The sequence below is a fragment of the Pandoraea bronchicola genome, from assembly GCF_902459805.1.
In the GTDB taxonomy this organism is placed as follows: domain Bacteria; phylum Pseudomonadota; class Gammaproteobacteria; order Burkholderiales; family Burkholderiaceae; genus Pandoraea; species Pandoraea bronchicola.
On record NZ_CABPST010000023.1, the window covers coordinates 1 to 15,316 of the forward strand.

Annotated in this window: 8 protein-coding genes and 1 pseudogene; 3 read left to right on the top strand and 6 right to left on the bottom strand. The window is 60.8% G+C overall.

Annotated elements, in window-relative coordinates:
* Nucleotides 1–3,236, bottom strand: a 3,236-nt coding sequence (locus PBR20603_RS23930) for a two-partner secretion domain-containing protein (RefSeq protein WP_150561946.1), incomplete at its 3' end; no start/stop codon positions are given.
* An 18-nt stretch (nucleotides 3,237–3,254) separates the two neighbouring features.
* Nucleotides 3,255–4,982, bottom strand: a complete 1,728-nt coding sequence (locus PBR20603_RS23935) for a ShlB/FhaC/HecB family hemolysin secretion/activation protein (protein WP_246174970.1) — start codon at nucleotides 4,980–4,982, stop codon at nucleotides 3,255–3,257.
* Between the two features lie 1,544 nt (nucleotides 4,983–6,526).
* Here PBR20603_RS23935 and PBR20603_RS23940 point away from each other — a divergent pair.
* Nucleotides 6,527–11,587 carry a putative Ig domain-containing protein gene (locus PBR20603_RS23940; RefSeq protein ID WP_150561947.1) on the top strand — a complete coding sequence of 1,687 codons (5,061 nt, stop codon included), beginning with the start codon at nucleotides 6,527–6,529 and terminating at the stop codon, nucleotides 11,585–11,587.
* A 192-nt stretch (nucleotides 11,588–11,779) separates the two neighbouring features.
* On the opposite strand, the pseudogene PBR20603_RS24435 reads toward PBR20603_RS23940, so the two are convergent.
* Nucleotides 11,780–12,304: pseudogene (locus tag PBR20603_RS24435) on the bottom strand (transposase); the annotation flags it as partial.
* Between the two features lie 614 nt (nucleotides 12,305–12,918).
* Here PBR20603_RS24435 and PBR20603_RS24530 point away from each other — a divergent pair.
* Both PBR20603_RS24530 and PBR20603_RS23950 read left to right on the top strand, forming a co-directional pair.
* Complete coding sequence (locus PBR20603_RS24530) at nucleotides 12,919–13,137, top strand: Arm DNA-binding domain-containing protein (protein WP_343041986.1); 219 nt, start codon at nucleotides 12,919–12,921, stop codon at nucleotides 13,135–13,137.
* Nucleotides 13,138–13,140: 3 nt separating this feature from the next.
* A complete protein-coding gene (locus PBR20603_RS23950) occupies nucleotides 13,141–14,106 on the top strand; it encodes a tyrosine-type recombinase/integrase (protein ID WP_343041987.1) in 966 nt (321 codons plus the stop codon).
* Here the strand turns inward: PBR20603_RS23950 and PBR20603_RS24250 are convergent.
* From PBR20603_RS24250 to PBR20603_RS23960, 3 genes are all read right to left on the bottom strand, one after another.
* The gene (locus PBR20603_RS24250) at nucleotides 14,103–14,270 is read right to left on the bottom strand and encodes a hypothetical protein (protein WP_174978046.1); all 168 of its coding nucleotides are present in this window, start codon (nucleotides 14,268–14,270) and stop codon (nucleotides 14,103–14,105) included. The genes PBR20603_RS23950 and PBR20603_RS24250 overlap by 4 nt on opposite strands.
* A gap of 95 nt (nucleotides 14,271–14,365) precedes the next feature.
* On the bottom strand, nucleotides 14,366–14,812 hold the full coding sequence (locus PBR20603_RS23955; protein WP_150561948.1) for a hypothetical protein: 447 nt from the start codon (nucleotides 14,810–14,812) through the stop codon (nucleotides 14,366–14,368).
* 84 nt (nucleotides 14,813–14,896) lie between these two features.
* Nucleotides 14,897–15,166 (bottom strand): hypothetical protein, encoded by a 270-nt coding sequence (locus PBR20603_RS23960; protein WP_150561949.1) that lies wholly within the window; start codon nucleotides 15,164–15,166, stop codon nucleotides 14,897–14,899.
* Nucleotides 15,167–15,316: the final 150 nt, after the last annotated feature.

The following is a 15,316-nucleotide window of genomic DNA, read 5'->3' on the forward strand; positions in this document are numbered from 1 at the left end:
CCTGACGAAGAACCCGACTCGTTATCCTTACCGCCACTCGAACCGCTGCTCGACGAACCGCCGTTGCCAGAGGACGAACCGCTCGAAGGCGGAATGAGCGGCGGCGGGGCTGGCGTCGGCGTGGGCGCAGGGGCCGGCGGCGGCGGCGGCGGGAGCGGCAAATCCGGCCCACCTGACGACCCAGAACTGCTCGACGACGTCGAACCACTCGATGACCCAGAACCGCTTGACGATGTCGACCCGCTCGACGACCCAGAACCGCTTGACGATGTCGACCCACTCGACGACCCAGAACCGCTTGACGATGTCGACCCGCTCGACGACCCGGAACCGCTTGACGATGTCGACCCGCTCGACGACCCAGAACCGCTTGACGATGTCGACCCGCTCGACGACCCGGAACCGCTTGACGATGTCGACCCGCTCGACGACCCAGAACCGCTCGATGATGTCGACCCGCTCGATGACCCGGAGCTGCTCGATGACGGATTCGGCTTGTAATCCGGATAACTCGAGGCGGGACAAGCGCTGAATGCACAAAGCACCGGGAATCCACTATTGACGCTTGCATCGGATGGCATGCCAAACGAGGCTGCCACCATATTGTTCACGCTGAACCCATTTCGCCAAGACCAGAATGTCGGATCCGACATCTGGGCCGACGAAATTCCGGTTCCTATGGGCGAGCTGTTCCCGTTGTAGCCGATCCCCTTCATACCGTTCGGCAGGTTATCGCTATTCACGAAGATCCACCCCGTCCCGACCTGACGGACATCCGTTCCGGAGCCGACCACTGAGCCGATAGTGTCGGCCAGTCCCCCATTCAATTGCGTAATGGTTCCGGAGAAGTAGCTTTCGGTTATCCCGAGAGAATCCGCCTGACCGACCAGGCCGCCCACATACGATTTTCCGGTTACCGCGCTAGTCGAATAAGTGTCGTAGAGGCCGGACGATTTGCTCGACCCGCCCTGGGTTGCACCCGCCAGCCCGCCCACGTAATTCACGCCGACAACAGCCCCGGCAGCGTAAGCAGTGAACACTGTGCCCGCGAGCACGCCGAACAGACCGCCCACGTTATTCGCACCGGTCACGGCCCCTGTGGCATACAGATACGCGTAGCCTGCCCCGTACGACGTATTGCCTGGCATGCCGTATCCGATCAGGCCGCCGACCCGGGTGGCGTTAGGCGCATTGACCGCGACCGTCGAGTAGCTGTATGCGACACTCCCCGCGTTACCAATCAGTCCACCGATAGTGTCGGAGGCACCCGACACGGCCCCTGTCCCACTGACATAGCTGTTCATCACCATGCTCAGGGCGTCCAGCGAACCCGCCAGGCCGCCGACATTCCAATCCCCGCTTACGCCGGCATTACCCAGTACCACGCCGACGTTGCGCACGATGGCCGGAATCGCCGCCTTGCTGCTGATCGATGAAAACAACCCCACATTGTTGGTGCCCGGCAAGTTGATCTCAAGCCCGGTGATCTGGTGTCCCAGCCCATCGAATATGCCCGTGAAACTCCCGGTGTTTCCGGCAACGAGACCGATCGGCGTAAACGCGCCACTCAATGCCAGGTCACTCCCAAGGAAGTAGTACCCGGTCAGCGACATGTTCTGGAGATCCGACTGAGTACGGATCTGCGTGTAAGTCTTGCCACCGACAGAAAGCGTCCCGGTACTGTCAAAATCCACGCGCCCCGCGAACCCCGATCCCCCCGTGGTGAATTGCATGGCAACCGTCCCCGGTGTGGTAGCCGACCCCGCCTGCAGCGTGCCCGGGTTGAACGCCAGCGAAGCCGAACCGGTTGCCGACATCACCGCGCTGACATAGATGTTGCCTTTCGCATTGAGTGTTAGCGTGTTTGCCGTCCACAGGACCGGATCGTTGACGAAAATTCGGCCACCCGGATTTCCGTAGTACCCCCCTCCCTGATCGGAGCTGATGGTCACGTCGCTCGTCGCGAGCCGGGCACTCAGCGCGGCGCCGGTGATATCTCCGCCCGAGGCGGCAATCATGAAGTCGTTCGGGTCGATCAGCCACGTTCCGGTCTTCCCCCGCGGCGCGCGCGTATCGATCATCGCGCTGTCGGCAATCTTCACGTTTGAGGCCGACGTCTCCACGAAGCCGCCGTCGCCACCGAGATTGCCGCCTCGTGCACTGAGGGTGCCGTCCACCGTCGTCAGGCTCGCGCTATTGCCCAGATCGGCAATCAACGTCACGGTGCCGCCCTTGCCGGCGCTTTGCGTCGCCGCATCCGCGTTGATCGTGCCGCTCTGCCGGATGGTGTCGCTCGCCGACAACTGAATCGTGCCGCCGTCGCTCGTCAGGCCGGTGGCCTCCAGCGAACCGGTGTTGCGCACCACGCCACCTTGCAAGCGGTCCGCCGCCTGCGCCGAGAGGATGATGAGGCCGCCCGGTGCGCGCACTGCGTTGCCGTTCTCCACCAGCGCAGCAATCGTCGCCGGGCTCACCTGAATGCCGGCAAGCGTGTGGTTGCCTCCGAACTGCAACTGATACGTTTCACCCGCTGCCAGCGCTACCGTGCCCAACTGCGCCACCACCACGCCTCGGTTACGCACCTCGGGAGCGAGCAACGCGATATAGCCGCCCAACGCTGACCGAAGCTGACCGTCGTTGATCACGCCGCCCGTCGCACCGTTGCGCGTGAAACGGTAGTTACCCGACATGAAATCGTTATCGGCAATGCCGTGCGTGGTCGCCACCAGGCTGCCAACGTTTACGCTTGCCGTCGCCCCGAAGTACACGCCCGCCGGATTGACGAAAAACACCTGGCCGGGCGCGTTGACACTGCCGTATATCTGGCTCGGATTGCTGTCCAGCACCCGGTTCAGAATGGCCGCATTCGCCGAGGGCTGCTGGAAGTTGACCGTGGCGGCACTCCCCACGTTGAACGTCTGCCAATTGACCACCGCGTTCTGCGAGGTCTGCGTCACATTCATGGTGTTGCCGTTCGTGCTGATCGTGGCCTGCCCGGCCGCAACCTGTCCGCCCGTGGGCAATTGCGTTGGCGTTGGCGGTGCTGCGTGGACCACCATCGCGCCCGAGAGCGCGACGACCAGCGGCTTGGCGATGAAGCGTCGTCGCAGCAGAGGGAAGGCGCCGATGCGCGCAACGACACTGCCTTTATCCTTGCCTCGGGCACGGGACGTCTCGGCCACAACAACCCAGGCGCGCACGAGTTCGCTCCAGATCAGGCGATAGATCTTGTTCATGATCAAATTCCGGAAAACTTAGAACGACAGGCTGGCCGCCAGCCATACGCGATTCTTGATGAGAGAGCCGTCCTGATCGGTGCCCGACGCGGTCGCATTCGGATTGCCTCCGATGCGGTGCGCCCAGGTCGCGCTCAGGCTCACCCCGCGCCCCGGCTGCCACTGCACACCCACGCCAGCCCCCTGGAGCGAGTAGTCGTTGACGGGCGACGCGCCGGGGAAGTTGTTATTGCGATTGACCGCCACATGCCCCCAGTCGTAGAAGCCGACCAGCGACACCCCATGCGGCAGGCGCCAGCGCAATTCCATATTGAGCATCTGCCCTTCGCTGCCGCTGCCCTCCCCGATCGGATACGCTCGCACGCCGCTCGGACCGCCGAGATAGAACTTCTCCGACGAGTCCAGATTCTTGCTCGCCATCTGGCCCGAGAACGACGCGTATGCCGTCAACGTGTCCGTGAGCACCTGCTGGCGCGACAGCGCATAACGCAGCTTGAGGAACTGCCCTTCGGTGCGCAGCGTCAGTGCGTCCGCCGCCTTCGTGGGCGAGCGGCTCAGGTTCAGATCTCCGCCCGTCATCACAACGCTGGCCGTGTTCACCCCGCCGCGGCCAAGACCGTCGAGCAGGTTCCCGCTCAACCCGGCGCTCAGCGTGTTATTGAAATAGCGGCTCGTGGTGACCTGATTAGCTTCGTTGTCGTAAGTTTTGAAGTCGTAGTTCGCGAGGAAGAACAGATTGCGATCGCGGGCACGGACGATCGGGTAGGACGCCTCAAGTCCCACCGTGTTGGAATTGCCGCGGGCGTGCAACGCCTCGAAGTCGTCCGTCACCAGCCGGTAGTCAAGGCGCGACGCATTCGCCCCGACTCGCCACCCGTCGTAGCCCACCGGCACCGTGTAGCCCGTGCGGAAGTAGCGATAGCCGTCGCTGAGCAAGGCCGTCGCCAGCAGTTGATCCCCGATGCCGGCGGGACTATTTACGCTTGCATTGCCCACGAGACGCGCCGCCCCCGTCGAACGTGCGCCCTGGTTATCGGTCGCGACATTGCCAATGACCAGCGGCGTTTCCACGAAATTCAGCGCGAGGTCCGTCTCGCGCTCCTGCGCGCCGGGTTGCAGCCGCCCGACCAACGCAACGCCCGGAAGGTCGTTGGCCAGGAGCAGCGCCCGGTCCAGCGACGCCGTATTGAGTGGCTCGCCGACGGCCTGATGCGTCGTGAAAGTGTCGACGACGCGTGCGTGACTCACGCGCTTCGGACCGTCGCCCTCGAAACGCACGCCGCCAAATACCCCTTCGACAACCTGAATGGTCACGACGCCGCCGCGAATGTCCTGTGCGGGAAGATAGGCCCGCACGACCCAACCTGCGGCGCGGTACGCCTCGGCCACCGCTGTTGCAGCCTCCTGCAACTCGTTAAAGCTCAACGGACGATTCAAATATCCCGCGACCACAGGCGCCAGTTGCACTTCGCTCAGCTTCGTGTTTCCAGCAAAGCGAAACGCTGTCACCGTCACCGTGGCCTCGCCCTGGCGCCGCATGGGCGGCGGAGCAACGGAGCGCTCAGGGGCGACCGGACGCGGCAACGCCGGCGGCAGGTCCGGCTCAATCTGCTGACGCAGCGCGCCCGCGTCGGGCGGCGTTTGCGCCAGCGCGGTCCCCATGCTCAGGGCAATGAACAACACGCCCGCAGACGGACGCAGGCCGACGGTGATGCGGCGAAAAGGAAGCGAAGTGGCGATAGGCATGGCGCTTAGAAATTCCGTACACACTTGCAAAAGTGCATCGCCTGGGGCTTGACAGCAACGGTGGGCAAAGCCCGCGCGCAGCCTCAGGGCAGTCGCCCTGAGGCCCACAACGTGAATCAATGCATCACCCCAAAGCAGGTCTCACTGGGACGGGAGTTGGCTCGCGTGTCAGGACAATCGCGCGCATCTCGCATCAACGGTTTTCACTGTCTGGGCGTGGCTATGGGGATCGGAGAACCGGGTAAAGCGATAGTGGCGCGTGCACGACCCGCCATGCGCGCAGTCCAGGCCGGCATATTCCGTACGTCATTTGGAAGGTTCTTCGAGGTGGCTTGATCGTGATTTTGAGTTTTCTGTGCGCTGTGGCTGCGTCTCGCCACACTCCCGCAAAGGCGCACAATCTTAGCCGCGCGATCGCCCCCAATTTGACGATCACCTTTTCCAGACGGAAAGATTCCTTTGCTCTACGGAAATTTTTTTGGTGCGCTATCGATCGGTGGGAAGTGCGCAGTCAATATCCCCATGTCGCGGCATGGGCCTTCACCAGATCTGCCGTGCGTTGGGAGGTCAGTTGAGAACGCGACGGTAGTGGCAGCCCATTCGAACCACCAATTGGCTTATTCACCTTGGGTTGGGGGTGGCTGGGGGGCTTATCTGGCTAGGGATTGCGGGTGGGGCGTTTACTATTTTTGGGGTTACTGCGCGAGGGTGAGTCTCTGATCTTTATGGCGGGGGGATTTAGGTGATGGCAGGGGGCGTGGCAGCGAATTGGGTCGAAAGGGACGGCATTGCGATGGCGGTATTCGACCCTTCTCAATCCTCCCCAGTCCTTATATCAAACGACTGTTTTAAGGATATCTACCGTCATCTGCTCCCGCGCTAAATTCTGATTTGGATTACCAACAGATTTTTCGACAGCCAGAACACCGATGTGTATTTTTTTTGCTGATAATTCGCACCATCGTGGATGGACCTGCCAATGATCCTTCCGGGTCAGTCTCCGCTCTCGAACTATCCGCACACGGGATTCCTCTCGCCAGAGTCAACTGCCGCTCCTGCCAGGCCACGCGGCCTCCTCCGCCAATTCGAAACGTCAAAGCAACCTAGTGTTCGCTCCCAGAAATAACTTTGCAACGCGAGATCTTTTCGAGCATGGAATCGACGGTTGCCGTCCAAATGAATGGGCGCTTACGGATGTTGCACTGATCGACGTACCGTTAGATTCATGAGATCAGCAGTACATATTGAAATCATTGCCGAGTAACGATTAAACCGAAAGTTGGCATTGACGGCACGTGACGCTTTTCCTAACATCTCGTCGGCATCGGTGTGGCTGTCCAAATAAGGAAAAATGTCACGCTGGTCAACGGGGGCCAAGGATTATGCTTAATCAGTCGCATGGTCATGCAGGATGCAATTGGTTGTAGATGTCTTAGTCCGCGCGTCATTCCCTCATTACGAGGGGGGCCTGATGGCGGTCAGGCCTGATTTCCCAGAACGCGAAAAAAGAAAAGCCCGCAATACAGCGGGTAGGACGATAGAGAATGCGTGTGCTGACACAAAGCAGCCCGTATGGCCGGCATGGGGTTGCCGGATGGTCGATGTTCCGATGCCGGGGTGCGGCGACAGGGGCATGGGAAGACGGCCGCACCGTGCACCATCAGCCTGCGCGAGCGCGTTGCCTCATCACATGGCGCTGGCTGCGCGCGCTGATGCTGATGATGGTGCTATGGGCGTCCGCCTCGGCAGCCTGGGCGAGTTGCTCCATCAACTGGAACATCCAGCCCTCAGAACGCCAAGGCAACGGCACGTTCATGCGGGAACTGACGGCTGCCGAATACGTCGCGTGCGATACAGGCGCGGCCAACGGCATCTTTTCAGATTCCCAGGGCGATACCTTTGCGGTGGCTGCGCCGGACGGTTCGTCTCTGTATGTCGACGCGAACACTTTTCTGCACGATTATCTGGTGTTCTCGCCCGCAGCCGGCCAGAGGGGGCCATGGACATTCACCCTGTACGGCTGCCCGTTTATCAACGCTTGCCCCCCGTACAACAGCCTCGTGATCGTCAACGTCACGATACCGCCGCCGCCCGTCGTGACGGCCGTGAGCCCGAGCATTGGACCGTTAGGCGGCGGAATTCCCGTCACTATCACCGGCACCGGCTTCACGGGCGCCGTGGAGGTCTATTTCGGCGCCAGGAGCGCCACGAGCTTCAGTATCGACAGCGACACGCAAATCACGGCAGTGGCGCCGTCCGGCAACAACGCGGTCGACGTCTCGGTCGCGACGCCCTTTGGCACCAGCAGCACGAGCGCGGCTGACCGGTTCACCTATATAGGGGCACCCATCGTTGGCCCAACCAGCACCACTGTTGCGTACGGCAGCACTAACAACACCGTTCCGGTGTTCTTCACGGGTTCGCCGAACAGCCTGGCCGTCTCCACGCCGGCTACCCACGGCACGGCCACTGCCTCGGGCTTGAGCATCACCTACACGCCCAACGCATCGTTTTCGGGCACCGACACGTTTGCCTATACGGGCACCAATGCGGGCGGCACGTCGGCGCCAGCCACCATCACTGTCACCGTATTAAATGCGTCGGTTACCTATGCGCCGTCGTCGCCCGCAGCGGGTACGGTGGGCATGGCGTATAGCCAGACGCTGGCCCCGGCGGCCAGTGGCGGCGCCGCGCCGTACACCTACGCGCTCGCCTCGGGCGCGCTGCCGGCTGGCCTGACCCTGGACCCCAGCACCGGAGCCCTCTCCGGCACGCCCACGGCGAGCGGCACATTCAACTTCACCGTCAAGGCCACCGACGGCAGCATGGGCTCGGGGCCATTCTCGGCCACCAGCGGCACACTCACGCTGACCATCAATGCGCCGACGATCAGCCTGTCGCCTGCTTCGCTGCCCATGGCGACGGTGGCCACGTCCTATAGCCAGACCGTGTCGGCTAGCGGCGGCACGGCGTCGTACACGTACGCAGTCACGTCAGGTTCGCTGCCTTCGGGCATGACGCTGAGCTCGGGTGGCGTGCTCTCGGGCACGCCCACCGCAGGGGGGGCATTCAATTTCACGGTAACGGCTACCGACAGCTCCGGCGGTGCAGGCCCGTACACGGGGAGTCGAGCGTATTCGTTTGTTGTGAATGCGCCCACGTTGTCGATCACACCGGCATCGGGCAGCCTCAACGCCTCAGTTGGGGTCGCTTACAGCCAGACGTTCAGCACCAGCGGCGGTACAGCGCCCTACCACTACAGCCTTGGTGTCAACTCTGGCACGCTGCCCACGGGGGTGTCGTTTAATAGCGCCACTGGCGTGCTATCAGGTACGCCCACCAGCACGGGCACCGTCAACTTCACCATTACTGGTACGGACAGCTCCACAGGCACAGGGCCGTACAGCACATCGGGCACGTACACACTGACCGTCGCTGCACCTACCATCAGCGTGTCGCCCACCACGCTGAGCGCAGCGACGGTCGGCGCGGCCTACAGCCAGACGGTCTCGGCCAGTGGTGGCAGCGCGCCCTATAGCTACGCGGTGACGAGCGGCGCGTTGCCTGCGGGTCTGACGCTCTCCAGCGGCGGAAGCTTGTCGGGCACGCCAACGGCCGGTGGCACGTTCAACTTCACCATCACGGCCACCGACGCGAACAGCTATACCGGCGCACGCACGTACAGCCTGACGGTCGGCATTCCCACAATCGTGGTGAGCCCGACCACGCTGCCCGGTGCCACCATTGCCACGGCCTATAGCCAGACCATCACGGCCAGCGGCGGTACGGCGCCCTACGGTTATGTCATCACGTCGGGCTCGCTGCCGGCAGGCATGGCCTTGACCACAGGTGGCGTGCTGTCCGGTACACCAACGGCAGGCGGCATATTCAACTTCACCGTTTCGGCCAAGGACAGCAGCGCCGGCACGGGTTCACCGTATGCTGGCAGCCGTGCCTATACGCTGACGGTGGCATCGCCCACGATGACGATCACGCCGGCCTCCGGCGCGCTCAACGGAGTGGCAGGCACGGCCTATAGCCGCAACTTCAGTGCGAGTGGCGGCGTTGGCCCGTACACCTATGCGCTGGCGGTCTCCGCCGGCACGATGCCGACCGGCCTGAGCTGGAATGCCGGTACGGCCACGCTGTCGGGCACGCCCACTACGGCCGGCACGGTCAACTTTACGGTGACGGCCACCGACAGCAGCACCGGCAGCGGCCCGTATGCGGTGATCGGCACATACGCACTGACGGTGTCCGCGCCCACCATTGCGGTGGCGCCAGCTACGCTGCCCAGCCCGGCCATCGCCACGGCCTACAGCCAGACGGTGAGCGCCAGTAACGGCAATGCGCCGTACACCTACGCAATCACCGCAGGGGCATTGCCGGCAGGCCTGGCGCTGAGTTCGAGCGGCGTACTCTCCGGCACACCCACCGCGAGCGGTACATTCAGCTTCACCGTCACGGCCACCGACGCCAACGGCTTCGCGGCCAGCCGCGCCTATAGCGTCAGCATCGGCGCGCCGACAGTGACCGTGAGCCCTGCGGCCGTGACGGCCGCCCAGGTCACCACAGCCTACAGCCAGACTTTCAGCGCCACGGGCGGCACTGCGCCGTACACGTACTCGGTGTCCACCGGCACGCTGCCGGCGGGCCTGAGCCTGAACGCCAGCACCGGTGTGTTGTCGGGCACGCCCACTGCATTGGGCACCAGCACCTTCACCGTGCAGGCCACCGATAGCAGCACCGGCACTGGTGCGCCGTACCGCGGCACGCGCAGCTACACGATCGTGGTCGGCCAGGCGATCGGCACCGCGCCGGCCGTGACGGTGACCACGCTGTCCAGCACACCCGTCACGGTGCATGCGACAGCCAATGTGACAGGCGGACCGTTCTTGTCGATCGCCATCGTCAGTCCGCCGCCCAGCGGCTCGGCGGTCGTCAACGGTCTGGACATTGTCTATACCCCAGCACCGACCACCTCGGGCGCGGTCAACTTCACCTACGCGCTGATCAACACGGCGGGCACCTCTGCGCCGATTCCGGTGACGGTCAACGTCAACGGTGTGCCGATTGCCGTGGCGCAGAAGCAGGTCACGACGGCGTCTGGCCAGGCGGTAAGCGTGGACCTGACCGAAGGCGCCACGGGCGGACCGTTCACGGGCGCCGTGCTGGTGTCGGTAGTGCCGTCCAACGCGGGCACGGCCAGCATCGAGCAGAAGGCAGTGCAGACGCCGGCCGGCGTGAAGCCCCTGGCGGCAGCCGCATCCACCTACATGCTGAACTTCACGCCATCGAGCACCTACAGCGGCCCGGCGGTGCTGACGTACAGGCTGACCAATGCTTACGCCACGTCCACGCCTGCCACCGTGCAGGTGAGCGTGACGGCGCGCAAGGACCCCTCGGCCGATCCTGATGTGGCGGGCCTGATCAACGCGCAGAACCAGGCAGCACGGCGTTTTGCCACCACGCAGATCGACAACTACAACCGCCGTCTTGAAGCGCTGCACGGCACCGGCCGTGCGCCCTCGGACAACGGTCTGAGGGTTGCCCTGCCGGCGGCGCGCGCAGTAGATGCGCAGGCGCGCTGCCAGGACGTGGTCGGCATCGCCGCGCGTGATGCCTGCCTGCGCGGTGACGGCTCTGGCCGCTCGCTCGCGCGCGGCAAGCGCAACTCAGATGCGACGGCCAACAAAGACGACCCGTCCAACGTCGACCCCGGCCCCGACCTGCCGGGCGCTGATGCCGTAGGCGCTGGTGCTGACAGCACCGATTCGCGACTCGCGTTCTGGAGCGCGGGTACGCTGGACTTCGGCTTTGCCAACGCGGCGGCAATGCGTTCGGGCTTCCGCTTCACCACGGGCGGTGTGACGGTCGGTGCGGACTATCGCATGTCGGATCAGTTCTCGGTCGGCGCCGGTTTCGGCTACGGGCGTGACTCCACCGACATCGGCAACGCCGGCACCAAGAGCACGGGTGACAGCTACAGCTTGGCGCTGTATGGCAGCTATCGTCCGCAGCCGTCGTTGTTCGTGGATAGTGTGGCGGGTTTCGGCACGCTCAGCTTCGACTCGCGCCGCTGGGTGACGGACTCCAACGACTTCGCCACCGGCAAGCGCAATGGCCGCCAGATGTTCGCGTCGGTCTCGGCCGGTTATGAGCATCGTGATCGCACGTGGCTGATCTCGCCATACGGCCGACTGTCGGTGTCGCAATCGACGCTGGATCAGTTCAGCGAATCGGGTGCCGGCATCAATGCGCTGACGTACTTCGAGCAGACGGCGACGACAGTGTCCGGCACGCTGGGCATGCGCGCGGAATACGCGCAGAAGACCAAGTGGGGCACGTTCCTGCCGTTTGCGCGTGTGGAGTATCAGCATGACTTCAACGGGCAAAGCAACGCGGGGCTGGCGTATGCGGATCTGGCTTCGTTCGGGCCTGCGTACTATGTGCCGGGCACGCCGTTCGGGCGTAATCGCGTACAGATTGGGCTGGGTACGAAATTCCGCACGGAGCCGTTTACGTTTGGGCTGGACTACAACGTGATGACGGGGATGGGTGGGTTGCAGCAGGGGGTGCGACTGACCGTCAGTGCGCCGTTCTGATGTGGCATGTGTTTTGTTTGCAAAGAACCAGCCTTCGGGGCAATGCCAGTCAGTTAAATGCTGACTGGCATTTTTTCGTTGGGAACTTGCGAGAGCGGTTTGATCTGCCTTGAGAAATCCGGACCACCTGGAATGTTATTTTTTCGGTGAACTTTACCCTTGAAAAAATGAGGGGGTTGCCGTGAAACGACTGACCTTGAAACGCCCGATCCCAATGCCTTGCTCACGCATCATTCCCGTGATGCTGCGACTGCCCGCTGGGCTACAGCTTTCGATGAACAGCTCGCGCACACGACTGCGTTGCGCCATGCGCATCGGATCGACACGCCGGCGCCGCTGTCATAGGCATACAAGCAAGATCGGGGACGCTCGAACAACGCACAGAGCAGGGCTACGGGCTCGGCTTTGCCTAACTGCTCAATCAGCGCGTACGTTCGGTCCCTTCCGACATTAAGAGCACGGTAGCTTTTTTAAAGTGGCTTTCTCGCGCTCAAGACGATCAATGCGCGCCTCGAGCTCCTGGATACGCTGCGGCTCTGGCGCGAGGGCTCTGCGCTGAGGGGCAACACCCCGACGTTCAAGCTGGAGCTGTTCAACCCACCGGCGCAAAACGGACTCGGCCACGCCGACAGAGCGGCATGCGTCTATGTGGCTGTAGTTCTGGTCGAGAACCAGCGCCGTAGTATTGCGTGTGAACTCAGGGGAAAACGAACGGCGTTATTTGGTCATCAAACACCTCTTCATGGCGAACGTTTTCGCCTAAATGAGGGTTCGGGGGAGGATTAGACCACTACACAATTGCCCCCAGTAGGCACGAAAAAGTTCATTGGCAGCCACAGCACGATATTTTTTTCCACGGGCAAATCGAAGCGCTAGCGCTGAGCCACCCCTCCCCCGAAAAGCGCAATGGGAAGCTTGTCATCTGGTCGCCATAGCAACGTGAGAGGTGCCATCAGGGGGTGAATGGTGGCATTCGTATTCCATGATTCGCCGCAGCCGACTCCGCAAGTGCATCGGATGAAGTTCATGGATAGTCGGCACATGAACATTGCCTCGCTTCATCCCGCACCTCCCCTCGAGAAACTAGCCTTTACTCAGACATGCGTACAAACATGGGCAAAAACCACAAAAATAAAAAAAGCCCTTGAAGCCAAGGGCTTTTAAACATCCGTGGCGGAGAGAGGGGAATACAAGTCGGAGTCCATCGCATTCCACAGAGATTAATAATTTCATTACAAATCAATAATATACAGATTAATATCGTCCATGGAAGTCTAGACGACACTACCTGATTCTTGTATAACTTTGATAGTCGATTTGTATGTTGGAGAATGCGAACCATCAATCGGCTGAGCACTCAGGGCGTCGCGCGCAACGGCAAACCAGGGCTGTACGCTGACGGAGGCGGGCTCTATCTGCAGATTACAAAAGCCGGAGTCAAATCGTGGCTGTTCAGATATATGCGGGACGGCAAGGCACGAGGTATGGGCTTGGGCCCTCTTCATACCATCGGTCTCGCCGAAGCCAGAACGCGTGCCCTTGAATGTTGAAAGATGTTGCTGGACGTACGCGATCCTTTAGACGAAAAGGAACAACAACGTGTCTCACGTAAGGTCGCCAGCACAAAGAGCAAGACCTTCATGGAGTGTGCCGAAGCGTACATTGATGCTCACAAGGCGGGCTGGAAGAATGCAAAGCACGCGGCGCAGTGGACAAGCACATTGGAAACGTACGCAGAGCCCGTTTTCAAGGGGATCACAATCTCGTCCATCGATACGACATTGGTCATGAAGGTCTTCGAACCGATCTGGAAGACCAAGACGGAAACCGCGACTCGCGTTCGAGGACGAATCGAATCAGTTCTCGACTGGGCTACCGTCAGTGGATATCGCAGCGGCGAAAATCCCGCACGCTGGAAGGGGCACTTGGATCACTTGCTGCCAAAGCGATCCAAGGTTCAGAAGGTGGAGTACCATCCCGCACTTCCCTATAGCGAAGCGCCGGAATTCATGAAAGTGCTTCGCTCGCAGGCCGGCATTGCTGCACTTGCGCTTGAATTCCTAATCCTAACGGCAACAAGAACGAACGAGACCATTGGCGCTCGGTGGGACGAAATCGATATCAAAAATCGCGTCTGGACCATTCCCGGATCCCGCATGAAGACTGGAAAGGAGCATCGTGTCCCACTCTCCGCTCAAGCGATAAAGATTCTGAAACGCATGCAATCGGATTCGACCGGAGAATTCGTTTTCCCCGGTCAGCGTGACGGCAACCCAATGTCCAACATGGTGTTCCTTCAATTGCTAAAGCGAATGGGGCGTAGCGATATCACGGCCCATGGTTTTCGTTCAACCTTCCGCGACTGGGTGGGCGAGACGACGCAATATCCTCGCGAAGTCGCAGAAGCCGCTCTAGCCCATATTCTGAGAAACAAGGCGGAAACAGCGTATGCTCGTGGCGATTTGTTCATGAGGCGCACGACGTTGATGCATGACTGGGCCAAATATCTTGGTGACTAACTCACCACATTGCCCACGCCGTCGTACTGCGAGTAGTTGGCCTCGTACTTCGACGCGCCATCTGACTTCGTCACCGTCTGATGCAGCAACCGGCCGTTCTGATCGTACATGCTCTGACGCGTCTCGCTGCCATTGCCCCCGTCCGCACCGTTCAACGCCGTCACATACTACTGCGGGTCCCGTCTGCACCACCCGGTTCGCACCATCGTAGAAACGCGTGTCGAGCAGCACGCCATCGCGCGAAACGTGCGACAACCGGTTATTGCTGTCGCAGTCGTATGCTTCGGTCGTCAGACCGTTCACCGCCGTGTATTGCGTGCGATATCCGTCGAAGCGCGCCATCGTGTACGTATAGTTGTTCGTGTACCAATCGCCATCCTGATTGGCCAAAATCAGCAACAAATTTACGCAGCAGATTTGTTAGTCGAGCTTGAGCATCCTTTGAATACGCATAAAACTCCGGCACGATGAGATCACGAATTGCACTGGCAACGTCTTTGGGGCCGTTCACATCCAGCCCATGAAGCCGCACGCAGTCCGCATCGCTCACAAAATTTTTATAAAAAACCTTGAGAAAACTTAGCAAACCAAAGATTTCCGTTAGTCTCACGAGCGTTTTATTCACGCCAACAATTGAAGCATTATTGAGCAGAGGATGTAAGTCAACGAATGTACGAAACCGACGCAAACGGTCTGTGACCAACATCGGCCTTATCGAAAGCATTGATTTATACCCTCTCGCCTTCCTCACCAGCCTTAGGTGCTAGCGAGAAATTGACACTCACACTAGCTAGATTGAGGTGATCCTGGAACGTATAAAGTTTTCGAAATTATTTGCGACGGGCGTCGCACTTAGATTTGTAGGATCAATTTCTACGACGCTCCAATTTTTTTTATCAAAGGCCACGTTAAATCCTTGGAAGTCATCTCCGAGCAGCAGCAGACCAGCAAGCAGGGGATCGGCTTCGCCAAACACCTCTTCTGGCTCCAACAACCCTCCATAAAGCATAAAGCTAGAATCTCCCAACTCTCCGAATCCTACTTGCGTGATGAAATCCAAATAGTCTCTTGGCAAGGAACCAAAGACTGCCACCTGTTTTAATGCCGCTTCGGGACTGATTTGAATAAGTCTATGACCCTACACCCGAATTAGTACCGATCAGAAGTAGAAATTTCCGGCTTCGGGGTTTCGTCCGTCAAGGCGCGCTGC

What these genes read in the sequence shown, in the direction of transcription:
- PBR20603_RS24530 (WP_343041986.1), top strand. Translation starts at nt 12,919, where the DNA reads ATGCGAACCATCAATCGGCTGAGCACTCAGGGCGTCGCGCGCAACGGC.
- PBR20603_RS23950 (WP_343041987.1), top strand. Translation starts at nt 13,141, where the DNA reads ATGTTGCTGGACGTACGCGATCCTTTAGACGAAAAGGAACAACAACGT.
- PBR20603_RS23940 (WP_150561947.1), top strand. Translation starts at nt 6,527, where the DNA reads ATGCGTGTGCTGACACAAAGCAGCCCGTATGGCCGGCATGGGGTTGCC.
- PBR20603_RS23935 (WP_246174970.1), bottom strand. Translation starts at nt 4,982, where the DNA reads ATGCCTATCGCCACTTCGCTTCCTTTTCGCCGCATCACCGTCGGCCTG.
- PBR20603_RS23955 (WP_150561948.1), bottom strand. Translation starts at nt 14,812, where the DNA reads ATGTTGGTCACAGACCGTTTGCGTCGGTTTCGTACATTCGTTGACTTA.